A 25,846-nucleotide genomic window follows, 5' to 3' on the forward strand; every position below is an offset into this window, starting at 1 on the left:
CCGCCACCGTCGTCACGCCTGGTCCTCGGCTTCCAGCTCGGCACGGAGCATCTCCGCCTGCTCGCGCAGGCGGCCGGTCTGCTCCGCGTAGACGTGCGCGAACAGGTCCATCGGGTCCACCACCGGATCGGCGTTCATCCCGTCGCGCAGGGACGCCGCCATCGCCTCGGCCTCGTCGCGCGCGGCCGTGATGCCCGCCTCGTCGAGGATCCCGCGCGCGGTCAGCTCGCGCTCCAGCAGGTCGATCGGGTCGTGCGCCTTCCACGCCTCGACCTCGGCGTCACCGCGGTAGCGCGTCGCGTCGTCGGCGTTGGTGTGCGCCTCCATGCGGTAGGTGACGGCCTCGATCAGGGTCGGGCCGCCGCCGGCCCGGGCCCGCCGGACGGCCTCGGCCAGCACCTCGTGCATCGCCGCGATGTCGTTGCCGTCGACCAGCCGACCCGGGATGCCGTACCCGACGCCCTTGTGGGCCAGCGTCGGGGCGGCGGTCTGCTTGGCGAGCGGGACGGAGATCGCGAAGCCGTTGTTCTGCACGAGGAAGACCACCGGGGCCTGCCAGACGGCGGCGAAGTTCAGCGCCTCGTGGAAGTCGCCCTCACTGGTGCCGCCGTCACCGACCATGGCGAGTGCGACGACGTCGTCGCCGCGCAGCCGCGCCGCGTGCGCCAGGCCCACCGCGTGCGGCAGCTGGGTGGCGAGCGGGGTCGAGAGCGGGGCTATCCGGTGCTCACGCGGGTCGTAGCCGGTGTGCCAATCGCCGCGCAGCAGGGTGAGCGCCTGTACGGGGTCCAGTCCGCGCGCCACGGCCGCCAGGGTGTCGCGGTAGCTCGGGAAGAGCCAGTCCTGCTCCTCAAGGACCATGGCCGCCGCGATCTCGCAGGCCTCCTGGCCGACGGTGGAGGGGTAGACGGCGAGCCGGCCCTGCTTGGTGAGCGCCGTGGCCTGGGCGTTGTAGCGACGTCCGCGCACCAGTTCGGCGTAGCACCGCAGCATCAGCGCGGGGTCGAGCCGGTCGGCCGCCTCGGTGCCCAGCACCCGGTAGGGCTCGGCGTCCGGGAGCAGCGGCGCGGCGTCCGTGCGGGGCCTCCAGGCGGGCGGCGGGGTGGAACGGTGGGACGCACCGGCACCGGGCAGCTCTTGGACCGTCATGGCGGCGTACACCTCCTCGTGGGAAGCGGGCAGGGGGTGCCCCGGGTGTGAGGCCCCTCACCTACCGATTGTTCGGTTGTCCGCGCAATTTGGCTACATGCGACTCCAGGCTGTGGACAAACTGGCGCCGGGGACCTGGGATGGACGCAGGACGTCCAGGAGAGGGAGGCATCGGGCCATGCCAGATGAACAAATGGCCGCAGCGGGTTCCGCACCGGTCCCACCGGGTGCCGCACCGGGAGCCCCCGCGGTCCCGCCGGTCGCACCGCGCCCCCTGGACCCGATCGACCGGTCGATCATGCGGCTGCTCCAGGCGGACGGCCGGGCGTCCGTGCGGTCGGTGGCCGAGCAGGTGCACGTCTCGCGCGCGAACGCGTACGCGCGGATCAACCGGCTCATCGACGACGGGGTGATCCGCGGGTTCACGGCCCGCGTCAACCACGAGCGGGCGGGCCAGGGCGCCTCGGCCTACATCACCCTGAAGATCGTCCAGAACTCCTGGCGCACGGTCCGCGAGCAGCTGCGCGAACTCCCCGGCGCCGCGCACATCGCCCTGGTCAGCGGAGACTTCGACGTGCTGCTCCTGGTGCACACCCCGGACAACCGGACCCTGCGCGAACTGGTCCTCACCCGCCTGCAGGCCATCCCGGAAGTCCTCTCCACGCGCACCCTGCTGGTCTTCGAGGAGACGGACCTGCTCGACCCGGGCCCCGGCCCGGCCGGGGGCCCCGCGATCGCGGAGGAGTAGGCCCTACGGGTGAGCGGGGTGCCCGGTCACGCGACGGCGCCCCGGGGAGCCCGTGCGGACCGTCCCGGGGCGCCGGCGCCGGCACCGCGCCCGGCGCTCGGTGGGCCGGTGTCGGGTCAGCGGGCCGTGCGCAGGCCGTCGAAGGCCATATGGACGACGGCGTCGGCCAGTTGCCCGGGACCCGTGCCCGAGTGCGGCCGGTACCACTCGACCAACGAGTTCACCATGCCGAACAGGAGTCGGGTGGCGAGCCGGATGTCCACGTCCGCCCGCAGGTCGCCGTCCTCGGCGGCGGCCTTGAGCAGGTCCGCGACCTGGTGGTCGAACTCGCGGCGGCGCTCCAGTGCCCAGCGCTCGGTGCGGGTGTTGCCCCGCACCCGCAGCAGCAGCGTCACGTAGGGCAGCTCGGACACCAGGACCTCGACGGTGCGCCGCGTGACGTACTCGACGCGTTCGACGGCCCGGCCGCGGGTCGCCCCCGGCTCCTCCAGCACCGCGAAGAGACCGTCGAGGGCGCGGCTGACCGCCCGCCGCAGGAGCTCCTCCTTGCCCGTGACGTGGTGGTAGATCGAGGACTTCGAGATGCCGGCCGCCTTGGAGAGGTGCTCCATCGAGGTGCCGTCGTAGCCGCGCTCGTTGAAGACCTGGACGGCCACGGACAGCAGGGTCTCGGGGGTGTAGGTGTCGCGTTTGGCCGTGGTCACCGCGCGCCCTCCTGGTCGCCCGCCGCGTATCCCAGCTTGAACAGCGCCAGCGAGGGCGCGTACCGGCCGCCGGGGCAGCGCTCGTCGAGGTGGTGCAGCAGGTCGTAGGCCCAGTCCGGGCCGAGTCGGCCGTGCCATGCGGAAGGGCCCAGCGGGTAGTTGACGCCGAGCCGCATCGCGGTGTCGATGTCCTCGGCGGAGGCCACGCCGCGGGCGACGGCGTCGGCGGTGAGGTCGATCAGCATGGCGACGGTCCGGGCGACGATCATGCCGGGGACGTCACCGATCACGGAGACCTGCTTGCCCAGCTTCTGGAAGAGGCCGATCGCCTCGGCGAGGGTGCGCTCGCTGGTGTCCGCGCTGGCGGACAGGGCGATCCGGGTGGCGCCCCGGTAGTCGAGCGCGAGGTCGAAGTAGACGACGTCCGTGAACTCGACGGAGGTCTTGCCGTCGGCGAGGACCAGCTGGCCCTCGCCGGGCAACTGGAGGTACGGGCCGCCGTGCTCGGTGGCCGTGACCGCGATCCCGGCCTCCTCCAGCAGGTCGGCGAGCTCGGCGGCCGGACCGAGGTCACCGACGACGGTCACCTTGTCCGGGGCCTCCTCGGGCCCGGCGGTGTGCGGCTGAGCGACGGGCGCGTCCGGGCCGTACGGGTACCAGCCGTGCCCCGACTTGCGGCCCAGCCGGCCCGACTGCACCAGCCGCCGCTGCGCCAGGGACGGCGTGAACTTGGGGCTGCGGAAGAAGGACTCCCACACCGAGCGGGTCACGGCCTCGTTGACGTCCTGGCCGATCAGGTCGGTCAGGGCGAAGGGGCCCATCTTGAAGCCGCCGCTCTCGCGGAGCACGGCGTCGATGGTGGCCGGGTCGGCGCCCTGCTCCTCGTACACCGCGAAGGCCTCGGCGTAGAAGGGGCGGGCGATCCGGTTGACGATGAAACCCGGGGTGTCGGCGCACCGGACGGGCGTCTTCCCCCAGCCGAGGACCGTACGGTGGGCGCGCTCGGCGGCATCCGGGTCGGTCGCGGAGCCACTGACCACCTCGACGAGCGGGAGCAGCGGGGCCGGGTTGAAGAAGTGCAGGCCGAGGAAGCGGCCGGGGTGCGCGAGCCCGGCGGCGAGCTCGGTGACGGAGAGGGAGGAGGTGTTCGTGGCGAGCAGCGCGTCCGGCCCGACCACCTCTTCGAGGGCGGCGAAGAGCGTCTGCTTGATCCCGACGTTCTCCACGACCGCCTCGATGACGAGGGCGGCCCCGGCGAGGTCCGCGAGGGCGCCCGCGGCCGTGATCCGGCCAACCGTCTCCTCGGCCTCGGCCGGAGCCAGACGGCCCTTCGCGGCCATCCGCTCGACACGGTCCTGCACCATGCCGACGCCGTCGGCGGCGAGTGCGGCGTCGATGTCGTAGATCAGCACGCGGTGACCTGCGAGAAGGGCGACCTGGGCGATGCCCTGGCCCATGGTGCCCGCGCCGACGACCGCCACAGTGCGGGACCGCTCGATTGCTGTCATGTCCTGATCCTCCCGCACCGACTTGTCCACAGGTCCGCCGGGCCCTCTTGTCCCGACCGATCGTTCGGTTACTCTAACTCCAGTCTGCTCTCCTTCGCCCGGCTCAACGAGGAGTTGGTCCCTGATGGCCGCCGAGCTCACCGTCCCCCAGCTGTCCGCCAAGCACCGGCCCACCTTGGACCAGGCCCTGTCGGCGATCCGCAGCCGTGCCTACTGGTCCCCGCATCCCGAGCACCCCAAGGCGTACGGCGAGACCGCCCCGGCCGACGGGCTCGCCGCCTTCGAGGCGCTCCGCGGTACCCGTATCGACCTCGGCCAGCCCGGCACCGACGGCTGGACGGGCGCCGAAAAGTCCCCGTACGGCCCGGAGCTGGGCGTGGAGTACCCGCATGTGGACCCGGACGTGCTGCTGCCCGCGATGAAGGCCGGCATGGCCGCCTGGCGCGACGCCGGGCCGGAGGCGCGCGCCCTGGTCTGCATCGAGATCCTGGCCCGCATCTCGGCCCGCACCCACGAGTTCGCGCACGCGGTCATGCACACCAGCGGCCAGGCCTTCATGATGGCCTTCCAGGCGGGCGGCCCCCACGCGCAGGACCGCGGCCTGGAGGCCGTGGCCTACGCCTACGAGGAGCAGACCCGCGTCCCGGGGCAGGCCGACTGGTCGAAGCCGCAGGGCAAGAAGGACCCGCTGGAGCTCGGCAAGACCTTCACCGCGGTCCCGCGGGGCATCGCCCTCATGATCGGCTGCAACACCTTCCCGACCTGGAACGGCTACCCGGGCCTGTTCGCCTCGCTGGCCACCGGCAACCCGGTGCTGGTCAAGCCGCACCCGCGGGCCGTCCTGCCGCTCGCCCTGACCGTGCAGGTGGCGCGGGAGGTCCTCGCGGAGGCGGGCTTCGACCCGAACCTGGTCGCGCTCGCGGTCGAGCGTCCGGGCGAGGGCATCGCCAAGGACCTCGCCGTCCGCCCCGAGATCAAGCTGATCGACTACACCGGCTCCACTGAATTCGGAGACTGGCTGGAGGCCAACGCCCGGCAGGCGCAGGTCTACACGGAGAAGGCGGGCGTCAACACCGTCGTCCTGGACTCCACCGACAACTACAAGGGGATGCTGGCCAACCTGGCCTTCTCCCTGTCGCTCTACAGCGGCCAGATGTGCACCACCCCGCAGAACCTGCTGATCCCGCGCGACGGCATCGCCACGGACGCCGGCCACAAGTCCTACGACGAGGTCGTCGCCGACCTCGCGGCCTCGGTCGGCGGCCTGCTGGGCGACGACGCCCGGGCCAACGCGCTGCTGGGCGCGCTGGTCAACCCGGACGTCAAGGCCCGCCTGGAGGCGGCGGCCGGGCTCGGCGAGGTCGCGCTGGCCTCCCGCGAGGTCACCAACCCCGAGTTCCCCGACGCGGTCGTCCGTACGCCGGTGATGGTCAAGTTGGACGCCGCCAAGCCGGACCCGGAGGCGCCGTTCCTCTCGGAGTGCTTCGGCCCGGTCTCCTTCGCGGTGGCCGTGGACTCCACCGCGGACGGGCTGGAGCTGCTGCGCCGGACCGTGCGCGAGAAGGGCGCCATGACCGTAGGCGCCTACACCACCTCCGCGGACACCGAGCGGGCCGTCGAGGAGGTCTGCCTGGAGGAGTCCGCGCAGCTCTCCCTGAACCTGACCGGCGGGGTCTACGTCAACCAGACGGCGGCCTTCTCCGACTTCCACGGCTCCGGTGGCAACCCCGCGGCCAACGCCGCGCTGTGCGACGGCGCCTTCGTCTCGAACCGCTTCCGCGTGGTGGAGGTCCGCCGCCAGGCGTAGTCGCCGTGCGTGGCCGCCGGGCGTCGTCACCCGGCGGCGTCCGCGCGAGCCGTCCGCGCGAGCCGTCCGCGCAGGACGTCAAGACCTCGTCGGCCGGGGCCGGGCCGTCACGGCGCAACCGCTAAGGCGTGGCGCCGTCCTGCCCGGGGGCGACCGCCCGGGGGCCGCCCCAGTGGAAGAGGGCCATGGCCACGCTGGTGGCGAGGTTGTAGCTGGAGACCTGGGGGCGCATCGGCAGCGACACCAGGTGGTCGGCCCGCGCGCGCAGCTCGGGAGAGATCCCGTGCCGCTCCGAGCCGAAGGCCAGCAGTGCGTCGTCCGGGAGGGTGAGGCCGCGGATGTCCTCGCCCTCCGGGTCGAGCGCGTAGAGCGGCCCCGGCGGCAGTTCTTCCAGCGCGAGGCGCTCGACGGTGGTGGCGTAGTGCAGCCCGGCCCCGGCCCGGACCACGTTCGGGTGCCAGGGGTCGAGGTCGCCGCGGGTCACCACGCCGGTGGCGCCGAAGCCGGCCGCGAGGCGGACGACGGCTCCGACGTTGCCGAGGTTGCGGGGGTTGTCGAGGACGACGACGGGCGCGGGCCTGGGCAGCCGGCCGAGGTCCGCCAGGCCCGCCGCCCGGTCGGGCCGTACCGCCAGCGCTGCGACACCGGTGGGGTGGACGCGGGGCAGCAGATCCCTGAGCACGGCCGGCCGCGCCAGGCGGACCACGTCGGCCTCGACGTCGGGAGCCAGCTCGCGGGCCAGTTCCCGTACGGCGCCGGGGTCGTCGGCGACCACCCTGCGCACATCGGCCCCGAAGCGCAGCGCGTGCTTCAGCGCGTGGAACCCGTCGAGGAGCACCAGGCCCTCTCGCCCGGCGTCCTCCCGCCACTGCCGCACCGTCTCGTCCGCACCTGCCCGCTCGTCCATCCCCCGACCCTACGGCCCGCGACGCCCGGTCCCGGCCCCGCCGGGGTCCGGGGTGCGGGGGCCGGTGCACGGAGGCGGTGCCGCACGGCACGCTCAGCGCGGCGCCGCACCAGCCTCCGGCTCGGGCTCGGCCCGCGGCTCCGGCTCAGCCCGCGGCTCCGGCTCGGCGCGGGCTCCCGGCACCGCACCGGGCGGGCGGACCCCGAGGCCGCGCCCGGCAGCGCGGCTCCGGGAGGCAACCCGCGCGCCGAGCCACACCAGGAACCCGGTCGGCAGGAAGACGGCATCGGCGGCGATCATCGCCAGCGAGAAGAACGGCAGCCCCAGCAGCACCGCGATCCCCGCGTGCTCCACCATCATCACGGCCAGCAGCACGTTCTTGATCCGCCGGTTGAAGAGCGTGAACGGAAAGGCCACCTGTACCGCCACCGTGCCGTACGACAGCAGCATCACCAGCGTCCCGCTGCCCGCCAGCAGCTCGGACAGCGCAGGCCAGGGGGTGAAGTAGTCCAGCCCCAGGGGGTAGTAGAGCGCCGTCCCGTCCTGCCACCGCGAGCCCTGGATCTTGTACCAGCCGGCGGTCGCGTAGATCAGGCAGACCTCCGCCATGATCACCACCATGGTGGCGTTGTGCACGAGGTTCGCCAGGACGTCCAGGACCGCCCGCCCCTCGCCCCCGGGCAGGTATCGGTCGGCCAGCCACCACAGACCGCAGCACACCCACAGCGCGGCGAACGCTGCGAGCCAGCCGTCGCTGAACCGCCCGGCGGCCGCCCCGTAGCCGAAGACCGCCCCGAGCGCCCCCCACAGCAGGGGCCCGGCCGCTCCCGCCGTCGCGGTGCCCCGCCTGCGCGCCCGGCGGGCGTCCAGCGACCACACCTGCGCGCACCGGGTCAGCACCAGGTAGATCGCGACCAGGTGGATGACGTTGTCCCCGCCGTCCCCCATGAACACGCTGCGGTTCTGCAGGGACAACACGCCGATCATGAACACCACGGACGTCGCCCGGGTCCGCCAGCCCAGCAGCAGGCCGGCGCTCGCCAGCACGGCCACGGCGTAGACGGTCTCGAACCACAGGGCCGACCCGGACCACGTCAGGACGGTGAACGCGCCGTTGGAGTCGATCAGCCGCTGTGCCAGCTCCTGGCTCCACGGCCCGTCCGGACCGTAGAGCTCGGCGCGGTGGGGGAACTCCCGCAGCAGGAAGAAGAGCCAGGTGCCGGCGAAGCCGATGCGCACGACGGCGCTCTGGTAGGGGCCCAGTGCCTGCCCGCTGACCGCGGCGACGGCCCGGGCCAGCGCGGCGCGGACCCGTCTCACACCTTCCACCACGGCAGCTCCCGGTAGTAGGTCTGGGTGTCGGTGGTCTCGGTGCTCCACTTCGGCGCCGGCACGGCGGTCGTTGCCGAGCGCAGCTGGATCCGCAGGATGCGCCCGCCCTCGTGGTGCGGGGCGATCCGGTTCACGGTGATCCGCCGCAGGTACTCCTCGGAGAGCTCGCCACGCTCGCCGACGGGCTGTTCGTTCTCGTCGTGGGAGCCGGTGTAGAAGTCCCAGGCCCGGCGCAGCTCGTTCTGGGCGGTGTGGCTCGGCAGCAGGCTGTGCCGGATCGCGGCGGCGTCCTCGGCGCTCAGGTCCCGCCATCCGGTGGTGATCAGCTCGTCGCCGGCGGTCCGCACCTCGGCGCGCGCCTCCACGGCGATGTTCTGTTGGAGCGGGTTGGGCGCGAAGAGCTTCCAGTTCTGTTCGAATTCGGGGTAGATCCAGCCGTCGACCGTCCGGGCGTGCTGCTTGCTCAGCGTGTTGGAGGGGGCCACGTGCAGGAAGACCAGCGCGAGGTGCGTGCACGCGGCAAGACCGGCGGCGCCCAGCGCCAGGGCGGTCACGACCCGGTACGGGGTGGACAGACCGGCGATTCCGGGCGGCCTCGGGAGTGGCGGAGCGGCCTCTTCGGCGAGCTCGTGCCCGTTCGAATCCATCCCGCCCCGATCGTCCGGCGTCCACAGGGTTGACCACAGAGGTTGACACCCTACGGGCCGCAGTCTCACCATTGAAGCGACAGAACCGAACGATCGGTCGGTCGGGCGGACGGCAGACTCTCACAAGGGGCCGTACATGGTGGCAGTGACCCCGGAGACGGGCCCGGACACGGCCCTGGGGACAGACGGGACGGACGGAACGGGCATGACGGCTGACCTGGGCGCACAGCTCGCGGCTGCGTTCGATGCCGCGGTGGCGGCGGACGAGCGCGTGGAGCCGCGCGACTGGATGCCCGAGCAGTACCGCGCCTCCCTGGTCCGGCAGATGGCGCAGCACGCCCACTCGGAGATCATCGGCATGCAGCCCGAGGCGAACTGGATCACCCGTGCGCCCTCGCTGCGCCGCAAGGCGATCCTGATGGCCAAGGTGCAGGACGAGGCGGGTCACGGCCTGTACCTCTACAGCGCGGCCGAGACCCTCGGCACCAGCCGCGACGAGCTCCTCGACAAGCTCCACTCGGGGAAGCAGAAGTACTCCTCGATCTTCAACTACCCCACCCTGACCTGGGCGGACGTCGGCGCCATCGGCTGGCTCGTGGACGGCGCGGCGATCACCAACCAGGTGCCGATCTGCCGCTGCTCCTACGGCCCCTACGCCCGCGCCATGGTACGGATCTGCAAGGAGGAGTCCTTCCACCAGCGGCAGGGCTTCGAGCTCCTCATGGCCCTCTCCCAGGGCACTGAGGCCCAGCACGCCATGGCGCAGGACGCGGTCGACCGGTGGTGGTGGCCCTCGCTGATGATGTTCGGCCCGCCGGACGACGAGTCGGCGCACTCGGCGCAGTCCATGGCCTGGCGCATCAAGCGCCACTCGAACGACGAGCTGCGCCAGCGGTTCGTGGACATCGCCGTCCCCCAGGCCGAGTCCCTCGGCCTGACCCTGCCCGACCCGGACCTGAAGTGGAACGAGGAGCGCGGCCACCACGACTTCGGCGCCATCGACTGGTCTGAGTTCTGGGACGTGCTCAAGGGCAACGGCCCCTGCAACGAGCAGCGGATCGGCCAGCGGCGCCGGGCCCACGAGGAAGGCGCCTGGGTGCGCGACGCGGCCGCCGCGTACGCGGGGAAGCAGGCGGCACAGCAATCGGCGAAGTCCGCCGGACAGGACGAGGAGGCACGGGTATGACGCAGAACTGGCCCCTGTGGGAGGTGTTCGTGCGCTCACGCCGCGGCCTCTCGCACACGCACGCGGGAAGCCTGCACGCCCCCGACGCGGAGATGGCCCTGCGCAACGCCCGCGACCTCTACACCCGGCGCAACGAGGGCATCTCGATCTGGGTGGTCCCCTCCACCGCGATCACCGCTTCCTCGCCGGACGAGCGGGACCCCTTCTTCGCACCGTCCGCCGACAAGCCGTACCGGCACCCCACCTTCTACGACATCCCGGAGGGAGTGAGCCACCTGTGACCGGCACCGGCACCGACACCGCCACCGTCAACGCGGCGGCCCTCGCCCTCGGCGACGACGCACTGATCCTCTCCCACCGCCTCGGCGAATGGGCGGGACACGCCCCCGTCCTGGAGGAGGAGGTCGCCCTCGCCAACATCGCGCTCGACCTGCTCGGCCAGGCCCGCGTCCTGCTCTCCATGGTCGGAGACGAGGACGAGCTGGCCTTCCTGCGCGAGGAGCGGTCCTTCCGCAACCTCCAGCTGGTCGAGCAGCCGAACGGCGACTTCGCCCACACCATCGCCCGCCAGCTCTACTTCTCCGTCCACCAGCACGAGCTCTATGCGGAACTCGCCCGCGGGGACGGCCCGTTCGCACCGCTCGCGGCCAAGGCCGTCAAGGAGACGGCGTATCACCGCGACCACGCCGAGCAGTGGACGCTGCGGCTCGGCGACGGCACCGAGGAGAGCGGCGCCCGCATGCAGGCCGCGCTGACGGCCCTGTGGAAGTACACCGGGGAGCTCTTCCAGCCGGTGGAGGGACTCGACGGTGTGGACTGGGCCGCCCTGGAGGAGCGGTGGCTGGCCGCGCTGGCCGACGTCGTCGGGCGGGCCGGGCTCACCCTCCCCGAAGGGCCGCGCACCGGGGCCTGGGCAGCCGGAGCCGGCCGCCAGGGCCTGCACACCGAGTCCTTCGGCCGGATGCTGGCCGAGATGCAGCACCTGCACCGCAGCCATCCGGGGGCATCATGGTGACCGCCGACGTCACGACGACCCGGCTGGAGGCGGAGCTGGCCGAGCTGGCCGGATCCGTCCCGGACCCCGAGCTGCCGGTGCTCACCCTCGGCGAGCTCGGCGTGGTGCGCGGGGTACGGGTGCACGAGGACGGCCACGCCGAGGTCACCCTCACCCCGACCTACACCGGCTGCCCCGCGATCGAGGCCATGTCCGCTGACATCGAACGGGTCTTGAGCGGCCACGGCATCCCCGAGGTACGGGTGACCACCGTGCTGGCGCCTGCCTGGTCCACGGACGACATCAGTGCCGAGGGCCGGCGCAAGCTGGCCGAGTTCGGCATCGCCCCGCCCCGGCCGCACGCGGCCGGCGGTCCCGTCCCGGTGACGCTGTCCGTCCGCTGCCCGAACTGCGGATCGACCGAGACGGAGCTGCTGAGCCGCTTCTCCTCCACCGCGTGCAAGGCGCTGCGCCGCTGCACCGCCTGCCGCGAACCGTTCGACCACTTCAAGGAGCTGTAGATGGCCGCCCCCCGCCACGGCGCGTTCCACCCGCTGACGGTGGCGGAAGTCGACCGGCTCACCGACGACTCGGTGGCGCTGACCCTGCGCGTTCCCCAGGAGCTGCGCGAGGACTACCGGCACGCCCCCGGCCAGCACCTGACACTGCGCCGCACCGCCCGCGAGGGCGGCACCGAGGTCCGCCGCACCTACTCGATCTGCTCGCCCGCGCCTGCGGCCGACGGACCGGGCCCCGCCCTGCTGCGGGTCGGCGTGCGGCTGGTGGAGGGAGGCGAGTTCTCCACCTTCGCGCACAAGGAGATCGCGGCCGGTGACGTGCTGGACGTCATGGTCCCGGCCGGGCGCTTCGTGCTGGACCCCGCCACGGCCCCCGCCTCCGGGCACTACGCCGCGATCGTCGGCGGGAGCGGGATCACCCCCGTCCTGTCCATCGCGGCGAGCCTGCTGGCCGCGCGGGCCGACGCCCGCTTCTGCCTCGTGCGCAGCGACCGTACGGCCGCCTCCACGATGTTCCTGGAGGAGGTCGCCGACCTCAAGGACCGCTACCCGTCGCGGTTCCAGCTGGTCACCGTCCTCTCCCGGGAGGAGCAGGAGGCGGGTCTGCCCTCCGGCCGGCTGGACGAGGAGCGGCTGTCCTCCCTGCTGCCCGCGCTGCTGCCGGTGGCGGAGGTCACGGGCTGGTTCCTGTGCGGGCCCTACGGCCTGGTGCAGGGGGCGGAGCGCGCGCTGGGCTCGCTCGGCGTCGCCCGCACCCGGGTCCACGAGGAGATCTTCCACGTCGAGGACAGCACCCCCGCACCGGCCCGCACGGCGGCGTCGGCGGCGGCGGCCGCGCACAGCCGGGTCACCGCACGGCTCGACGGCCGCTCCGGCACCTGGCCCGTCCAGGACGGCGAGTCGCTGCTGGACGCGGTGCTCCGCAACCGTGCGGACGCCCCGTACGCCTGCAAGGGCGGCGTGTGCGGCACCTGCCGGGCGTTCGTGGTGTCGGGCGAGGTCCGGATGGACCGCAACTTCGCCCTGGAGGCCGAGGAGACCGACGCCGGTTTCGTCCTGGCCTGCCAGTCGCACCCGGTCACCGAGGAAGTGGAGATCGACTTCGACCGCTGAGGGATGCCCCTCGACGCCGAGGGGTGCCCCCGAGCCCGCCGACCACACGACCGCCCTGCCGCCCTCCCTGTCCATTTCCAGGAACCTGTTCTATCTTGACGCCCCGTCAGGACAGAACGGGAGGACAGGCAGTGGACTTCACCTTCACCGAGGAGCAGCGCGCCGTCGTCGAGGCGGCCCGGGCCGCGTTCGCGGATGTCGCACCCGACAGCGTGCCCAGCCCCGCCCTCACCCCGGGCTCCGTCGCCGACGACTTCGACCGTCCGCTGTGGGCCAGGCTCGCCGGCTCCGACCTGCTCGGCCTCGTCCTCGCCGAGGAGCACGGGGGCGCGGGCCTGGACGCCATCGCCCTGTGTCTCGTGCTGCGCGAGGCCGCCCGGGTACTGGCCCGGGTCCCGCTCCTGGAGCACTGCGCCACCGCCATGGCCGTCCAGGCCCACGGCAGCCCCGAACTGACCGCCGCCCTGCTGCCCGGCGCCGGACGCGGCACGCTGGTCCTCACCGCGGCCGCACACGGCCGCTCCGGCCACGATCCGGCCGAACTCGCCGTCACCGCACGGCCCGACGGCGATGCCTGGCTCCTGGAGGGCACCCAGACCGCCGTCCCCTGGGCGCACACCGCCGACTGGATCGCCGTACCGGCCCACACCGGTGAGGGCGAGGCCGTCCTCGCGGTGATCCCGCGCACCGCCGGGGGACTCGCCCTCGCCGAGCAGGTCTCCACCAGCGGGGAGCGGTTCGCCGAACTCGCCCTGGATGGCGTCCGGGTGGAGCCGACCCACTTGATCGACGATCCGCAGGCCTGGGAGCGGCTCCGCCAGCTCCTCACCACCGGCACCTGCGCCCTGGCCCTCGGGCTGGGCGAGCGCGTCCTCGGCATGACGAGCCAATACACCGGAAAGCGCGAGCAGTTCGGTTTCCCGGTGGCCACCTTCCAGGCGGTCGCCGTCCAGGCCGCCGACCGCTACATCGACCTGCGCGCCATGGAGGTCACCCTGTGGCAGGCCGCCTGGCGGCTCGATGCCGCCACGGGCGGCGCCGGCGGTCCGCTGCCGAGCGCAGGTGACGTGGCGGTCGCCAAGATCTGGGCCTCGGAGGGCGTGCGCAGGGTCGTCCAGACGGCCCAGCACCTGCACGGCGGCTTCGGAGCCGACACCGACTACCCGCTGCACCGCTATCACGCCTGGGCCAAGCAGCTGGAGCTCCAGCTGGGCCCGGCTGCCGCACACGAGGAGGCCCTCGGCGATCTGCTCGCCGCATACCCCCTCGCCTGAAACCCCGGCCCCGGACTCCCGCCCGGCTCCCGCGCGGGTCTCAGAGAACGAAGGCCGGGCTTCCGCTGTCCGTCACCAGCGGGCGCCCGGCACCGTCCCAGGCCTGCATCCCGCCGTCGACGTTCACGGCGTCGATGTCCTGACGCACCAGATACTGGGTCACCTGCGCGGAACGCCCGCCGACCCGGCACATCACGTACACGCGGCGGCCGTCCTCGACGGCCTCCGTCAACTCGCCGAAGCGGGCCACGAAGTCGCTCATCGGGATGTGCAGAGCGCCCTCGACGTGCCCGGCCGCCCATTCGTCGTCCTCACGGACGTCGAGGACAAAGCCTTCGGAGGGCACCGCGGCGGCATCCACCGAGGGAAGCGGTCCGAAGTTCATAACTGTCGCCTTCTCTCTTCACCGGTCTGCTGCCAACCTATCCGACCCGCGGCCCCGGCCACGTCCGTGCGGCGAGCCCAGCCCTCACCCGGCGGCGCGTTCGGCCGCCAGCTGTGCCTCGCGCTCCGAGACCTGCGCCAGCAGCTGCTCCGCGATCTCCTCCAGCAACCGGTCCGGGTCGTCGGGAGCCATGCGCAGCATCGACCCGATCGCGCTCTCCTCCAGTTCCTTCGCCACGAGCGACAGCAGTTCCTTGCGGCGCGCCAGCCACTCCAGCCGGGCGTACAGCTCCTCGCTCTCGCCGGGCGCGGCCGCCTCGGGCGCCGGCCCGGCCGCCCACTCCTCGGCCAGCTCGCGCAGCAGCCCTTCGTCGCTCCGGCCGTACGCGGCGTTGACCCGCGCGATGAAGGCGTCGCGGCGCTCCCGCTCCCCCTCCTCCTGGGCCAGGTCGGGATGGGCCTGGCGGACCAGCTCGCGGTAGAGGCGGCGGACCTCCTCGGAGGGCCGCACCCGCTCCGGCGGCCGCACGGGCCGGTCCGTGAGCATGGCGGCTGCATCGTCGGAGATGCCCTCGGATCCCATCCAGTCGTGGAACAGCTCGTCCACCCCGGGCATCGGCATGACCAGCGAGCGCGCGTCCTGGGCCCGCCGGAGGTCCTCGGCATCACCGGTGCGCGCCGCCCTCGCCTCAGCGATCAGCGCGTCCAGCTCGTCGAGCCGGGTGTACATGGGGCCGAGCTTCTGGTGGTGCAGGCGGGAGAAGTTCTCCACCTCCACGCGGAAGGTCTCCACCGCGATCTCGAACTCGATCAGCGCCTGTTCGGCGGCCCGCACGGCCCGCTCCAGGCGCGCCTCGGGGCGCTCCTCGGCGTTCTCCCCACCGGTGGCGGAGGAGTCGCCGGATCCACCGGGGACTGTCTGCTCAGGCTGCTCGGTCTGCTCGCTCACCCGGCCAGGGTACGGCCCGTCCGCACGGGCGATGTTTCACGTGAAACATCGCCCGTTGCGCAGCGTCCCGCGCGCCCTACACTCCGCTCTCCGCGGCGATCCGGCCGGTTCGCACCGCGGCGACCAGGTCGGCGTGATCGGCCTCGGTCCGGTCGGCGTAGGCCACGGCGAAGTCCGCCATCGCCTCGTCCAGTTCCTCGTTCTTCCCGCAATACCCCGCCAGCAGCCGGGGATCGACGCTGTGCGCGTGCGCCCGGGCCAGCAGGGCACCGGTCATCCGCCCGTAGTCGTCGATCTGGTCGGGGGCCAGCGCCGCCGGGTCCACGCTGCCCTTGCGGTTGCGGAACTGACGGACCTGGTACGGGCGCCCCTCCACCGTGGTCCAGCCCAGCATGATGTCGGAGACCACCTGCATCCGCTTCTGCCCCGTCACCACCCGGCGGCCCTCGTGCGCCTCCGGGGGCGAGGTGAAGCCCAGTCCCGGCAGGTGCGGGAGCAACACCGAGGGCCGGGCCTCCTTCACCTGGAGGACCAGCGGCTCTCCCCGGTGGTCCAGCAGCAGGACCACGTAGGAGCGGGTGCCGACGCTCCCGGTGCCCACCACGCGGAAGGCCACGTCCTGGATCGCGTACCGGGCCAGCAGCGGCAGCCGGTCGCCCTGAAGGGTCTGCAGGTACGGACCGAGCGAGGCCGCAACGGCCGCCGCCTCCCCGTCCGTGACCCGGCGCAGCACGGGCAGCGCGTCGACGAAGCGGCGTCCGCCGTCCGGTCCTATCTCGGTCGACTTGGTGGCGAACCGCGCGGAGGTGTTCTTACGGGCCTTCTCCGATACCCGCTCCAGCGTGCCGAGCAGATCGTGCGCGTCGGCGTGCGAGACCAGTTCCTCGTCCGCGATGGCGTTCCACGCGTCGAGCGCGGGCAGCTTGGCCAACAGACGCATGGTCCGCCGATAGGCGCCCACGGAGTCCAGCGCGGCCTCGCGGCAGGTCGTCTCGTCCGCCCCGGCCGCCCGGCCGGCCAGCACCAGCGAGGCCGCCAGGCGCTTCACGTCCCACTCCCACGGACCGAACACGGTCTCGTCGAAGTCGTTCAGGTCGATCACGAGCCGGCCGCGCGCGTCCCCGTAGAGACCGAAGTTCGCCGCGTGCGCGTCGCCGCAGATCTGCGCCCCGACGCCCGTCACCGGACCGCCGGACAGGTCGTGCGCCATCAGCCCGGCCGCCCCGCGCAGGAACGCGAAGGGGTTCGCAGCCATCCGGCCGACCCGTATGGGCGTCAGCTCGGCCACCCGCCCCGCGTTGGACTCCTCCACCGCCCGCACCGCGTCCGGCCGCCCGGCCGGCATCGTGAAGCCCGCCTGCGCCGCCCGCGGCACGCGCGCCCGCAGCGCCTTGCCCGCCTCCTTCGGCGAGTCCGCCGCCCTGCGCGGCGCGAACCCCGCCACGTCCGGAATCCGCTGTCCCGCTGTCGCCGCCATCGGCGCCGCCCCCACCCGTTCGTTCATGTGATCGCTTCGAGAACGGGCTGACCGTACCGACAGCCCGGCGTCCCTGGCCAGCGGCTACAGCCCGGCGTCCCTGGCCAGCAGGGCCGCCTGGACCCGGTTCTCGCAGCCCAGCTTCGCCAGGATCCGGCTCACGTACGTCTTCACGGTGGCCTCGCTCATGTGCAGGCGCCGACCTGCGTCCGCGTTGGACAGCCCTTCCCCGAGCAGCGCCAGCACGCACCGCTCCCGCTCGCTCAGCTCGGCGACCTGTCGACGGGCCTCCGCACCCCGCGCGGCGGCCTTCCCGGACGCCAGCTGGTCCACCACATGCCGGGTGGCCCCGGGCGAGAGGTAGGCGTCCCCCGCCGCGGCCGCCCGGACCGCCCCGATCAACTCACCCGGCGCCGAGTCCTTCAGCAGGAATCCCGCCCCGCCCTGGCCCAGCGCCCGCAGGACGTTCTCCTTCTCGCCGAAGGTGGTCAGGATCAGGGCCCGCACCTCCGGAACGGCCCGGCGCAGCTCGCCCAGCGCAGTCAGGCCGTCCATCACCGGCATCTGGATGTCGAGCAGCAGCACCTGGGGGGCGTGCGAGCGGGCCAGTTCCACGGCCTCCCGGCCGTTCGCCGCCTCCGCGACGACCTCGATGTCCGGCGCCGAGGTGAGGATCATCCTGATCCCGGCCCTGATCAGCGGCTCGTCGTCGGCGATCACCACTCTGATCACTTCGGCTGTCACACCGTGCTCCTACTGCTTGACCTCGTACGTCTGCTTGTCCACGAGCTTGCCGTCCTGGAAGCAGAACCGGAACACCAGGTCCGTGGTCAGCGACTTGGGCTCCTGATCGGCCAGCAGCACCAGGCACTGCGCGCCCTCCGGCCGGGGCGGCCCCTTCCGGTCAGCGCCCGCGGTCAGGAAGCTCTCGCCGCTCGGCAGCCGGTCGCGGACCGCCGTCTCGCTCTCGCCCACGTGCACGGCGTCGTACTCGTCCCGGCTGATCATCGAGTCACTCGCCGTGTCTATCAGCATCACCATCGCGGCGACCAGCACGATCACCAGCACCACCACCGCCGCGAAGGCGATCCCGCAGCCCACCGCGACGGCGCCGGTGCGGCTGGGCACCCGTACGGCCAGCTCCCGGTCCACCGCCGCCCAGTCCATGGGCGGCTGCTCGCCGCGCCGCCCCCGGGCCTGGGGCTGCGTGCCCTTCCGCGCCTGCGCCCACTGTCCGAAGTCGTCGGCCACGTCCTGGGCGCCGGCCGGCTCAGCGCCGTAGGGCAGCACCCCGGCCACCCGGAAGCCGCCGCCCTCGGCGGGACCCGCGTGCACCATGCCGCCGACCAGCCGGGCCCGCTCGCGCAGCCCCGTCAGGCCCTGCCCACCCGACACCACGTCCTCGCCCGGCCCGGCTGACGGCCCGTTGGCGATCTCCACCACCAGCGAGTCGTCCTCGTACCGCAGCTCCACCGTGATCGGCGCCCCCGGAGCATGCTTGTACGCGTTCGTCAGGGCCTCCTGCACGATCCTGTACGCGGCGTGGTCGCAGGCCGCGACCAGCGGCCTCGGCCGCCCCGCGGTGGTCAGCCGCACCTCGGTCCCGGCGCCCCGCGCCGCCTCGACGACGCCCGCGATCCCGGCCACCCCGCGGGCCGCGGGCTGGGCCTCGTCCACCGGCGCGGGCGCCTCCACGCCGTCGCGCAGGATGCCGACGACCTCGCGCAGTTCGTGCATCGCGGACACCGAGGCCTGCCGCAGTACGCCCACAGCGTCCCGCTGACGGTCGGTGAGCTCGGGATCGACCTCCAGCGCACCCGTGTGCACGGAGATCAAGGCCAGTTGGTGTCCGAGGCTGTCGTGCATGTCCTGGGCGATGCGCTGCCGTTCGCGCAGCCGCGCCTGCCCGGCGACCATGGCCCGCTCCCGCAGCAGCTGGCCGTTGCGCTCGTGCAGCGCCGCGAGCAGGGTGCGGCGCTGCGACCAGTACCGGCTGGCCAGCCCCGGCATCACCGTGACGGCCAGGAACATCAGCGTGGAGAACACGATCACCAGCAGTGGGCGCATCAGCGACCACTGGTCCAGGACGCTGAGGGCGATCGACGCGACGAAGGCCAGTGTGAAGGCGCCCAGCGCCCGGCCCACGCCGACGATCCGCCGCCCGGCCGACCAGCCCAGCAGCGGAAGGACGAAGACCAGCCCCGGGAGGACGGCGCTGAGCGCCGACCCCGCCACGAGCGTCGCCGCCGGCAGCCGACGGCGCAGCAGGGCCAGCGCCAGCACGACGACGGCGCCCAGCAGCATCCGCTGCCCGGGGCCCTCGTCGAGTTCCTCGACGCCCAGTCCGAGGATGGCCAGCACACCGGCCAGGGCGAGGTCCCCCGCCAGCATCCGCCGTGTCCACGGCTCGGGGCCCCGCAGCCAGTCCCAGCCCGCACGTGTCTTCGCCATCGCATCCACGTGGCCGACCCTAGACATCCGCCGAGCGCCCCGGCCGTCCTCTTTCGTCTCGTCCGCCATGACGAAGGTCGGAAATCGGCGCCCGCGGCCGGGTCGGTACGCCCCCTCGGGAGGAGTCTTCGTGACCGACGCCACAGCCCGTGCCGTGAATCCCGAACGCTGGATCCCGAACGCTGGATCCCGAACCCCGGCCGTCGGCCGTCGGCACACCGCGTCACGTGTACCCGGCCGCGAACGAGCGGGAACAACCGGGAGTGACCGGGAACAAAGCGAGACGGCCGCCACCGCTCTCGCGGTGACGACCGTCTCGTCGAAGTGGGCGAGGGGGGATTTGAACCCCCACGTCCCGAAGGACACTGGCACCTGAAGCCAGCGCGTCTGCCGTTCCGCCACTCGCCCGAGCAGCGTCCCAGTGGCCTTCCCTTTCGGGCCGTTCCCCTGGCGACGTCGAAACATTAGCACGTAGAACGGGGTGAGTTCACATCGCTTTCCCCGGGGGCATACGCACCCGTGCGGACAGCCCCTCCCGCACTCCGCTCCCCGTGCGGGACACTGTTCCCCGAGCGCCCCTACGATCCCTTGTGAGGACCAACACTCGTCCTCACAGGAGCGATGGGGAACCACCCGAATCCGCCACGCGTGGATACGATCAGTAAGCAGTACAGGGCCACAACGACGGAGGAGGTGCCCCATGGGAGTTCTGAAGCGGTTCGAGCAGCGACTCGAAGGTCTGGTGAACGGCACCTTCGCCAAGGTCTTCAAGTCCGAGGTCCAGCCGGTGGAGATCGCCGGAGCCCTCCAGCGGGAGTGCGACAACAACGCCACGATCTGGAACCGTGAGCGGACCGTCGTCCCCAACGACTTCATCGTGGAGCTCAGCGCCGGCGACTACGACCGCCTGAGCCCCTATTCCGGACAGCTCGGCGACGAGCTCGCCGGCCTCGTCCGCGACTACGCCAAGCAGCAGCGGTACAGCTTCATGGGCCCCATCAAGGTCCACCTGGAGAAGGCCGAGGACCTCGACACCGGGCTCTACCGGGTCCGCAGTCGCACCCTCGCCTCCAGCACCTCGCAGCCGCAGGGCGCGGCCCCGTCCCCGGCGAGCGGCTACGGCTACCCGCCGGTCGCCGCACCGCCCATGCCCGCCGGCCCGCCCCCGGGCGGACCCGGTGCCCACCGGCCCGCCCCGGGCGGTCCCGGCGGCGCGGCCCCGGCGGGATCCGGCGGGCCCCGGCGGCACTGGATCGAGATCAACGGCACCCGCCACCAGATCTCGCGCCCCACGCTCGTACTCGGCCGAAGCACCGAAGCCGACGTGCGGATCGACGACCCCGGCGTATCGCGCCGGCACTGTGAGATCCGGACCGGAACGCCCTCGACGATCCAGGATCTCGGGTCCACCAACGGCATCGTGGTGGACGGGCAGCACACCACCCGCGCTACGCTCCGCGACGGCTCGCGGATCGTCGTGGGCAGCACCACCATCATTTACCGGCAAGCCGAAGGGTGAAGCGGGGGCAATGTCAGAGCTGACCCTGACGGTCATGCGGTTGGGTTTCCTGGCCGTTCTGTGGCTGTTCGTCATCGTGGCCGTCCAGGTCATCCGCAGTGATCTCTTCGGTACGAGAGTGACCCAGCGCGGCTCCTCCCGCCGCGGCGGCGCCGGCGGCGCCCCGCAGCAGGGCGGCCGCCAGGCCGCGCCTCCGCAGCAGCGCCAGCGTCGCGGTGCGCCCACCAAGCTCGTCGTCTCCGAGGGCATCCTCACGGGTACCACCGTGGCCCTCGCCGGGCAGACGATCACCCTGGGCCGCGCCCACGACTCCACGATCGTGCTGGACGACGACTACGCGTCCAGCCGCCATGCCAGGATCTACCCCGACCGTGACGGCCAGTGGATCGTCGAGGATCTCGGGTCCACCAACGGCACCTATCTCGACCGGACCCGGCTGACCACCCCGACGCCCATTCCGCCGGGCGCGCCGATCCGCATCGGCAAGACCGTCATCGAGCTGCGGAAGTAGTACGAGAATGAGCGAGCGGAGCGAGCGCGCGGCGGTGATCCGTGCCACCGAGGACACGGACACGGGCGCGCTCCCGACCGGAGGGTGGGCAGTGTGGCTCGAGACCGGTTGTACCCGGAGGAAGCTTCGTCGACAGGGCAGGTGCACATGAGTCTGTCCCTGCGGTTCGCAGCCGGATCCCACAAGGGCATGATCCGCGAGGGGAACGAGGACTCCGGTTACGCCGGCCCGCGTCTCCTGGCGATCGCCGACGGCATGGGCGGGCAGGCCGCCGGCGAGGTGGCGAGCTCCGAGGTGATCTCCACCCTCGTGCAGCTCGACGACGACGTCCCGGGCTCCGACATCCTCACCTCGCTCGCCACCGCCGTGCAGCGTGCCAACGACCAGCTGCGCGTCATGGTCGAGGAGGACCCCCAGCTGGAGGGCATGGGCACCACCCTCACCGCCCTGCTGTGGACCGGCCAGCGCCTCGGCCTCGTACATGTCGGCGACTCCCGCGCCTACCTGCTGCGCGACGGCGTTCTCACGCAGATCACCCAGGACCACACCTGGGTGCAGCGCCTGGTCGACGAGGGCCGCATCACGGAGGAGGAGGCGACGACCCACCCGCAGCGCTCCCTCCTGATGCGCGCGCTGGGCAGCGGCGACATCGTCGAGCCCGACCTCTCCATCCGCGAGGTCCGCGCCGGCGACCGCTACCTCATCTGCTCCGACGGGCTCTCCGGCGTGGTCTCCCACCAGACGCTGGAGGAGACCCTCGCCGACTACCACGGCCCCCGCGAGACCGTGCAGTCGCTGATCCAGCTCGCGCTGCGCGGCGGCGGGCCCGACAACATCACCTGCATCGTCGCCGACGTCCTCGACACCGACAGCGGCGACACCCTCGCCGCCCAGGTCAGCGACACCCCCGTGGTCGTCGGCGCGGTAGCCGAGAACCAGCACCAGCTCTTCGACAACAACAACGCCATGCAGACCCCGGCCGGCCGCGCCTCCGGGCTCGGCCGCCAGGCCCCGCCGCCCACGGGCTCCTTCGGCCCCCCCGGCAGCGGCGACGCCGCCTACGGCTACGGCGACCCCGGCCAGGGCGGCGGCTACGGATCCTTCGGCGAGGCCGAGGGATACGACGGCGGCTCCGGCTACGACGACACCTACGACCACCCCCGCAGGCGCCGCAGCAAAGGGCGCAAGTGGACCACCCGCACACTGACCCTGCTCGTCGTCGCCGGTGTCATCGGCGGCGGCCTCTACGCCGGCTGGCGCTGGACCCAGACCCAGTTCTACGTCGGTGTGAAGGGCGAGCACGTCGCACTCTTCCGCGGCATCAGCCCGAAGCTCGGCCCGCTGGAGCTCTCCAAGGTGGAGATCGACCGCCCCGACATCGAACTGAAGTACCTGCCGCCCTTCAAGCGCAAGCTGGTCGAGGCCACCATCAGCGAGGGAAGCCTCGATGGTGCCCGCAAGAAGCTGGACGACCTCGGCGTCCAGGTCTCCGCGTGCAAGAAGGACGAGGAGCGCAGAGGCGCCGAGGCGCAGAACAGCCAGACACCCGGCCCCAGCCTGACTCCCGAGGAGCAGCAGCTGGTCGGCCTGTGCGGAAAGTAGCCCGCGGGCGCAGGGGGCCTGCCACACCATGAGCGTTGTCACCAATACGACCACCATCGGCGCCATCGAGCTGCCGAGCCGGCGGAACACCGAGCTCCTGCTGCTCGCCTTCGCCGTGGTCATCCCGATCTTCGCCTACGCCAACGTGGGTCTGGCGATCCACGGCGAGCTGCCGCCCGGCATGGTCGTGTACGGGGGCGGCTTCGCCGTGCTCGCCGGCATAGCGCACTTCGTCGTACGCCGGTACGCGAAGTACGCCGACCCGCTGCTGCTGCCGCTCGCCACGCTGCTCAACGGCCTCGGTGTCGTCCTGATCTGGCGGCTGGACCAGTCCGAGCGGCTGCAGAACCTCGCCAAGCGCAGCTACGGCGCCTTCTCGCCCTCCGCACCCCGCCAGATGATGTACACGGCCCTGGCGATCGCCCTGTTCGCCGCCGTCCTGCTGATCCTCAAGGACCACCGCGTCCTGCAGCGGTTCACGTACATCTCCATGGCCGGCGCGCTGGTGCTGCTGATCCTGCCCGTCGTCCCGGGCCTGGGCGCCGACGTCTTCGGCGCCAAGATCTGGATCAGCGTCGGCGGCTTCTCGATCCAGCCCGGTGAGTTCGCGAAGATCGTCATCGCGATCTTCTTCGCCGGCTACCTGATGGTGAAGCGCGATGCGCTCGCGCTGGCCAGCCGCCGCTTTATGGGCCTGTACCTGCCGCGCGGCCGCGACCTCGGTCCGATCCTGATGATCTGGGCGATGAGCCTGCTGGTCCTGGTCTTCGAGAACGACCTGGGTACCTCGCTGCTCTTCTTTGGCATGTTCGTGATCATGCTGTACGTGGCCACCGAGCGCACCAGCTGGATCGTCATCGGCTTGCTGATGTCGGTCGGCGGCGCGGTCGTCGTGGCCTCCTTCGCGAGCCACGTCCAGGCCCGTGTCAACGCCTGGCTCGACCCCTTCGGCTGCTACGCCACCTCGGGTGCCTGCGAGCAGGTCGGCCAGTCGATCATGAGCTTCGGCTCCGGCGGGGTCCTCGGTGCCGGATGGGGCCAGGGCAACTCCGACCTCATCGGCTTCGCCGCCAACTCCGACTTCATCTTCTCCACCGTCGGCGAAGAGCTCGGTCTCTCCGGCGTGATGGCCTTCCTGCTGGTCTACGGGCTCATCATCGAGCGGGGCGTCCGCACGGCCCTGGCCGCGCGCGACCCCTTCGGCAAGCTCTTCGCCATCGGCCTGTCCGGCGCCTTCGCGCTCCAGATCTTCGTCGTCGCCGGCGGAGTCATGGGGCTCATCCCCCTCACCGGCATGACGATGCCCTTCCTGGCGTCCGGTGGCTCCTCCGTCCTCGCGAACTGGATCCTCATCGCCGTCCTCATCCGGATCAGCGACACCGCCCGCCGACCGGCCCCGGCCCCGGCCCCGTCCCCCGACTCCGAGATGACCCAGGTGGTCCGCCCGTCATGAACAAGCCCCTGCGCCGCATCTCGCTGTTCTGCGGGCTGCTCGTCCTCGCGCTGCTGATCCGGACCAACTGGCTGCAGTACGTCCAGGCCGAGGAACTCAGCACGCGCAAGGAGAACCGACGGGTCCAGATCGCCCAGTACGCGACCGAGCGCGGCAACATCATCGTCCAGGGCGAGCCCATCACCGGCTCCACGGTCACCGACGGCAGCGACTACAAGTACAAGCGCACCTACCAGGACGGGGAGCTCTGGTCCCCGGTCACCGGGTATGCCTCGCAGGCCTTCGGCGCCACCCAGCTCGAATCGCTTGAGGACGGCATCCTCACCGGCAACGACGACCGGCTGTTCTTCGACCGCACCATCGGCATGTTCACCGGCGAGAAGAAGCAGGGCGGCAACGTCGTCACCACGCTCAACCGCGCCGCGCAGAAGGCTGCCTTCGACAAGCTCGGCAGCAAGAAGGGCGCGGTCGCCGCGATCGACCCGCGCACCGGTGCCATCCTCGCCCTGGTCTCCACGCCCTCGTACGACCCCTCGCGCTTCGCCGGCAACTCCAAGAACGACGAGAAGGCCTGGGTCGAGCTGAAGGACAGCGAGGACAAGAAGCTCGTCAACCGCGCCCTGCGCGAGACCTACCCGCCCGGCTCCACCTTCAAGGTGGTCACCGCCGCGGCCGCCCTGGAGCACGGGGTGGTCAAGGAGGTCAACGACCCGACGGACACCCCCGAGCCGTACATCCTGCCGGGCACCCAGACCCAGCTGCCCAACTCCCACACCGGGTGCGAGAAGGCCAGCCTGAACGAGGCGCTGCGCATCTCCTGCAACTCCGTCTTCGCGAACCTCGGCGACAAGGTCACCCGCGACAAGATGGTGGAGACCGCCGAGAAGTTCGGCTTCAACAACGACAAGATCGACACCCCGGTCCGCGCCTTCGCCAGCGTCTACGACAAGAAGATGGGTCGGGACGGCAACGCCCAGAGCGCGATCGGGCAGTTCAACACCGCCGCCACCCCGCTGCAGATGGCCATGGTCACCGCGGCGATCGCCAACGACGGCAAGCTGATGAAGCCCTACATGGTCGACAACCTCACGGCCCCCAACCTGGACATCATCGAGAAGCACGAGCCGCAGGAGATGAGCCGGCCGCTGTCCGCGGGCAACGCGCAGAAGGTCCAGCAGATGATGGTCAACGTCGTCGAGCAGGGCACCGGCCAGAAGGCCAAGATCAAGGGTGTGACGGTCGGCGGCAAGACCGGTACCGCCCAGCACGGCGAGGGCAACAAGAAGCGCCCGTACGCCTGGTTCATCTCCTACGCCGAGAACGCCGACGGCACCTCGCCCGTCGCCGTCGCCGTCGTCATCGAGGACAGCGAAGGCACCGCCCGTGACGACATCAGCGGTGGCGGTCTCGCCGCCCCCGTCGCCAAGGCGGTCATGGAAGCGGTGCTCAACAGCCAAGGGTGACCAGGGGGATCACGGGCCGGAGACGTGACGCACATCACTGAACCGGCCCTGGATCCGAGCGTACGGTACCGGTCCAGTATCAGCCTGTGGCTACGAACCGATCACGGACGATCGGCCGGTAGCCTTTGCGCGAACAGCACACCGCCGGAC

At 72.1% G+C, this 25,846-nt stretch carries 24 protein-coding genes and 1 tRNA gene; 13 read left to right on the plus strand and 12 right to left on the minus strand.

Annotated features, from left to right (window positions below):
• Positions 1-12 precede the first annotated feature (12 nt).
• Entirely contained in the window at positions 13-1,149 is a 1,137-nt protein-coding gene (pdhA, locus tag AW27_RS16415) for a pyruvate dehydrogenase (acetyl-transferring) E1 component subunit alpha (RefSeq protein ID WP_037921358.1), read from the minus strand.
• Positions 1,150-1,327: 178 nt separating this feature from the next.
• Here pdhA and AW27_RS16420 point away from each other — a divergent pair, with 178 nt between their 5' ends.
• A complete protein-coding gene (locus AW27_RS16420) occupies positions 1,328-1,897 on the plus strand; it encodes an Lrp/AsnC family transcriptional regulator (protein WP_370466495.1) in 570 nt (189 codons plus the stop codon).
• Between the two features lie 116 nt (positions 1,898-2,013).
• Here AW27_RS16420 and AW27_RS16425 read toward each other — a convergent pair whose 3' ends face one another.
• Both AW27_RS16425 and AW27_RS16430 read right to left on the minus strand, forming a co-directional pair.
• Complete coding sequence (locus AW27_RS16425; RefSeq protein ID WP_037920540.1) at positions 2,014-2,601, minus strand: TetR/AcrR family transcriptional regulator; 588 nt, start codon at positions 2,599-2,601, stop codon at positions 2,014-2,016.
• The gene (locus AW27_RS16430; RefSeq protein ID WP_037921357.1) at positions 2,598-4,109 is read right to left on the minus strand and encodes a 3-hydroxyacyl-CoA dehydrogenase; all 1,512 of its coding nucleotides are present in this window, start codon (positions 4,107-4,109) and stop codon (positions 2,598-2,600) included. Before AW27_RS16430 ends, AW27_RS16425 begins: the two co-directional genes overlap by 4 nt.
• Positions 4,110-4,233: 124 nt before the next feature.
• Between AW27_RS16430 and paaN the strand changes: the two genes are divergently transcribed.
• A complete protein-coding gene (gene paaN / locus AW27_RS16435) occupies positions 4,234-5,916 on the plus strand; it encodes a phenylacetic acid degradation protein PaaN (protein WP_037920538.1) in 1,683 nt (560 codons plus the stop codon).
• 121 nt (positions 5,917-6,037) lie between these two features.
• Here paaN and AW27_RS16440 read toward each other — a convergent pair whose 3' ends face one another.
• The 3 genes from AW27_RS16440 to AW27_RS16450 form a co-directional block, all read right to left on the minus strand.
• Positions 6,038-6,823 (minus strand): TrmH family RNA methyltransferase, encoded by a 786-nt coding sequence (locus tag AW27_RS16440; RefSeq protein WP_037920535.1) that lies wholly within the window; start codon positions 6,821-6,823, stop codon positions 6,038-6,040.
• Positions 6,824-6,916: 93 nt separating this feature from the next.
• Positions 6,917-8,143 (minus strand): HTTM domain-containing protein, encoded by a 1,227-nt coding sequence (locus tag AW27_RS16445; protein WP_052030357.1) that lies wholly within the window; start codon positions 8,141-8,143, stop codon positions 6,917-6,919.
• The gene (locus AW27_RS16450) at positions 8,140-8,802 is read right to left on the minus strand and encodes a DUF5819 family protein (protein ID WP_236647595.1); all 663 of its coding nucleotides are present in this window, start codon (positions 8,800-8,802) and stop codon (positions 8,140-8,142) included. Before AW27_RS16450 ends, AW27_RS16445 begins: the two co-directional genes overlap by 4 nt.
• 136 nt (positions 8,803-8,938) lie before the next feature.
• On the opposite strand from AW27_RS16450, the gene paaA reads away from it, so the two are divergent.
• From paaA to AW27_RS16480, 6 genes are all read left to right on the plus strand, one after another.
• Complete coding sequence (gene paaA / locus AW27_RS16455; RefSeq protein ID WP_078556290.1) at positions 8,939-9,988, plus strand: 1,2-phenylacetyl-CoA epoxidase subunit PaaA; 1,050 nt, start codon at positions 8,939-8,941, stop codon at positions 9,986-9,988.
• Positions 9,985-10,269 carry a 1,2-phenylacetyl-CoA epoxidase subunit PaaB gene (paaB, locus tag AW27_RS16460; protein WP_030026914.1) on the plus strand — a complete coding sequence of 95 codons (285 nt, stop codon included), beginning with the start codon at positions 9,985-9,987 and terminating at the stop codon, positions 10,267-10,269. Before paaA ends, paaB begins: the two co-directional genes overlap by 4 nt.
• Positions 10,266-11,003 carry a 1,2-phenylacetyl-CoA epoxidase subunit PaaC gene (paaC, locus tag AW27_RS16465; protein ID WP_052030356.1) on the plus strand — a complete coding sequence of 246 codons (738 nt, stop codon included), beginning with the start codon at positions 10,266-10,268 and terminating at the stop codon, positions 11,001-11,003. The genes paaB and paaC overlap by 4 nt, the downstream gene beginning before the upstream one ends.
• A complete protein-coding gene (gene paaD, locus AW27_RS16470) occupies positions 10,997-11,503 on the plus strand; it encodes a 1,2-phenylacetyl-CoA epoxidase subunit PaaD (RefSeq protein ID WP_037920531.1) in 507 nt (168 codons plus the stop codon). Before paaC ends, paaD begins: the two co-directional genes overlap by 7 nt.
• Positions 11,504-12,613 (plus strand): 2Fe-2S iron-sulfur cluster-binding protein, encoded by a 1,110-nt coding sequence (locus AW27_RS16475; RefSeq protein ID WP_037920528.1) that lies wholly within the window; start codon positions 11,504-11,506, stop codon positions 12,611-12,613.
• Positions 12,614-12,744: 131 nt separating this feature from the next.
• Positions 12,745-13,887 (plus strand): acyl-CoA dehydrogenase family protein, encoded by a 1,143-nt coding sequence (locus tag AW27_RS16480; RefSeq protein WP_037920526.1) that lies wholly within the window; start codon positions 12,745-12,747, stop codon positions 13,885-13,887.
• Positions 13,888-13,927: 40 nt separating this feature from the next.
• On the opposite strand, the gene AW27_RS16485 is transcribed toward AW27_RS16480, so the two are convergent.
• The 6 genes from AW27_RS16485 to AW27_RS16510 all read right to left on the minus strand — a co-directional run bounded on the left by AW27_RS16485 (position 13,928) and on the right by AW27_RS16510 (position 19,556).
• Positions 13,928-14,272, minus strand: a complete 345-nt coding sequence (locus AW27_RS16485; RefSeq protein WP_037920524.1) for a rhodanese-like domain-containing protein — start codon at positions 14,270-14,272, stop codon at positions 13,928-13,930.
• A gap of 84 nt (positions 14,273-14,356) precedes the next feature.
• Positions 14,357-15,220, minus strand: coding sequence for a hypothetical protein (locus AW27_RS16490; protein WP_052030355.1), 864 nt, complete (start codon positions 15,218-15,220; stop codon positions 14,357-14,359).
• A 76-nt stretch (positions 15,221-15,296) separates the two neighbouring features.
• On the minus strand, positions 15,297-16,724 hold the full coding sequence (locus AW27_RS16495; protein ID WP_052030354.1) for a DUF2252 domain-containing protein: 1,428 nt from the start codon (positions 16,722-16,724) through the stop codon (positions 15,297-15,299).
• Between the two features lie 57 nt (positions 16,725-16,781).
• A complete protein-coding gene (locus AW27_RS16500) occupies positions 16,782-17,441 on the minus strand; it encodes a response regulator transcription factor (protein WP_037920520.1) in 660 nt (219 codons plus the stop codon).
• A 9-nt stretch (positions 17,442-17,450) separates the two neighbouring features.
• Entirely contained in the window at positions 17,451-19,148 is a 1,698-nt protein-coding gene (locus tag AW27_RS16505; RefSeq protein ID WP_037920518.1) for a sensor histidine kinase, read from the minus strand.
• A gap of 325 nt (positions 19,149-19,473) precedes the next feature.
• Positions 19,474-19,556 (minus strand) — tRNA-Leu (locus AW27_RS16510).
• Between the two features lie 292 nt (positions 19,557-19,848).
• On the opposite strand from AW27_RS16510, the gene AW27_RS16515 reads away from it, so the two are divergent.
• The 5 genes from AW27_RS16515 to AW27_RS16535 all read left to right on the plus strand — a co-directional run bounded on the left by AW27_RS16515 (position 19,849) and on the right by AW27_RS16535 (position 25,696).
• Positions 19,849-20,667 carry an FHA domain-containing protein gene (locus AW27_RS16515; RefSeq protein WP_037920516.1) on the plus strand — a complete coding sequence of 273 codons (819 nt, stop codon included), beginning with the start codon at positions 19,849-19,851 and terminating at the stop codon, positions 20,665-20,667.
• Between the two features lie 10 nt (positions 20,668-20,677).
• Positions 20,678-21,178 (plus strand): FHA domain-containing protein FhaB/FipA, encoded by a 501-nt coding sequence (locus tag AW27_RS16520; RefSeq protein ID WP_030647603.1) that lies wholly within the window; start codon positions 20,678-20,680, stop codon positions 21,176-21,178.
• 147 nt (positions 21,179-21,325) lie between these two features.
• Entirely contained in the window at positions 21,326-22,780 is a 1,455-nt protein-coding gene (locus AW27_RS16525; protein ID WP_037920510.1) for a PP2C family protein-serine/threonine phosphatase, read from the plus strand.
• 28 nt (positions 22,781-22,808) lie between these two features.
• Entirely contained in the window at positions 22,809-24,233 is a 1,425-nt protein-coding gene (locus AW27_RS16530) for an FtsW/RodA/SpoVE family cell cycle protein (RefSeq protein ID WP_037920508.1), read from the plus strand.
• Positions 24,230-25,696 carry a peptidoglycan D,D-transpeptidase FtsI family protein gene (locus tag AW27_RS16535; RefSeq protein ID WP_037920506.1) on the plus strand — a complete coding sequence of 489 codons (1,467 nt, stop codon included), beginning with the start codon at positions 24,230-24,232 and terminating at the stop codon, positions 25,694-25,696. Before AW27_RS16530 ends, AW27_RS16535 begins: the two co-directional genes overlap by 4 nt.
• Positions 25,697-25,846: the final 150 nt, after the last annotated feature.

The sequence above is a fragment of the Streptomyces sp. PCS3-D2 genome (genome assembly GCF_000612545.2).
Taxonomy (GTDB): Bacteria; Actinomycetota; Actinomycetes; order Streptomycetales; family Streptomycetaceae; genus Streptomyces.

Excerpts from the sequence above, each read along its gene's own strand:
- AW27_RS16495 (WP_052030354.1), bottom strand. The coding sequence starts at position 16,724 with ATGAACGAACGGGTGGGGGCGGCGCCGATGGCGGCGACAGCGGGACAG.
- AW27_RS16515 (WP_037920516.1), top strand. The coding sequence starts at position 19,849 with ATGGGAGTTCTGAAGCGGTTCGAGCAGCGACTCGAAGGTCTGGTGAAC.
- AW27_RS16530 (WP_037920508.1), top strand. The coding sequence starts at position 22,809 with ATGAGCGTTGTCACCAATACGACCACCATCGGCGCCATCGAGCTGCCG.
- AW27_RS16440 (WP_037920535.1), bottom strand. The coding sequence starts at position 6,823 with ATGGACGAGCGGGCAGGTGCGGACGAGACGGTGCGGCAGTGGCGGGAG.
- AW27_RS16420 (WP_370466495.1), top strand. The coding sequence starts at position 1,328 with ATGCCAGATGAACAAATGGCCGCAGCGGGTTCCGCACCGGTCCCACCG.
- pdhA (WP_037921358.1), bottom strand. The coding sequence starts at position 1,149 with ATGACGGTCCAAGAGCTGCCCGGTGCCGGTGCGTCCCACCGTTCCACC.
- AW27_RS16430 (WP_037921357.1), bottom strand. The coding sequence starts at position 4,109 with ATGACAGCAATCGAGCGGTCCCGCACTGTGGCGGTCGTCGGCGCGGGC.
- AW27_RS16450 (WP_236647595.1), bottom strand. The coding sequence starts at position 8,802 with ATGGATTCGAACGGGCACGAGCTCGCCGAAGAGGCCGCTCCGCCACTC.
- AW27_RS16525 (WP_037920510.1), top strand. The coding sequence starts at position 21,326 with ATGAGTCTGTCCCTGCGGTTCGCAGCCGGATCCCACAAGGGCATGATC.
- paaB (WP_030026914.1), top strand. The coding sequence starts at position 9,985 with ATGACGCAGAACTGGCCCCTGTGGGAGGTGTTCGTGCGCTCACGCCGC.
- paaN (WP_037920538.1), top strand. The coding sequence starts at position 4,234 with ATGGCCGCCGAGCTCACCGTCCCCCAGCTGTCCGCCAAGCACCGGCCC.
- AW27_RS16505 (WP_037920518.1), bottom strand. The coding sequence starts at position 19,148 with ATGGCGAAGACACGTGCGGGCTGGGACTGGCTGCGGGGCCCCGAGCCG.
- AW27_RS16485 (WP_037920524.1), bottom strand. The coding sequence starts at position 14,272 with ATGAACTTCGGACCGCTTCCCTCGGTGGATGCCGCCGCGGTGCCCTCC.
- AW27_RS16520 (WP_030647603.1), top strand. The coding sequence starts at position 20,678 with ATGTCAGAGCTGACCCTGACGGTCATGCGGTTGGGTTTCCTGGCCGTT.
- AW27_RS16475 (WP_037920528.1), top strand. The coding sequence starts at position 11,504 with ATGGCCGCCCCCCGCCACGGCGCGTTCCACCCGCTGACGGTGGCGGAA.
- paaD (WP_037920531.1), top strand. The coding sequence starts at position 10,997 with ATGGTGACCGCCGACGTCACGACGACCCGGCTGGAGGCGGAGCTGGCC.
- AW27_RS16535 (WP_037920506.1), top strand. The coding sequence starts at position 24,230 with ATGAACAAGCCCCTGCGCCGCATCTCGCTGTTCTGCGGGCTGCTCGTC.
- paaA (WP_078556290.1), top strand. The coding sequence starts at position 8,939 with ATGGTGGCAGTGACCCCGGAGACGGGCCCGGACACGGCCCTGGGGACA.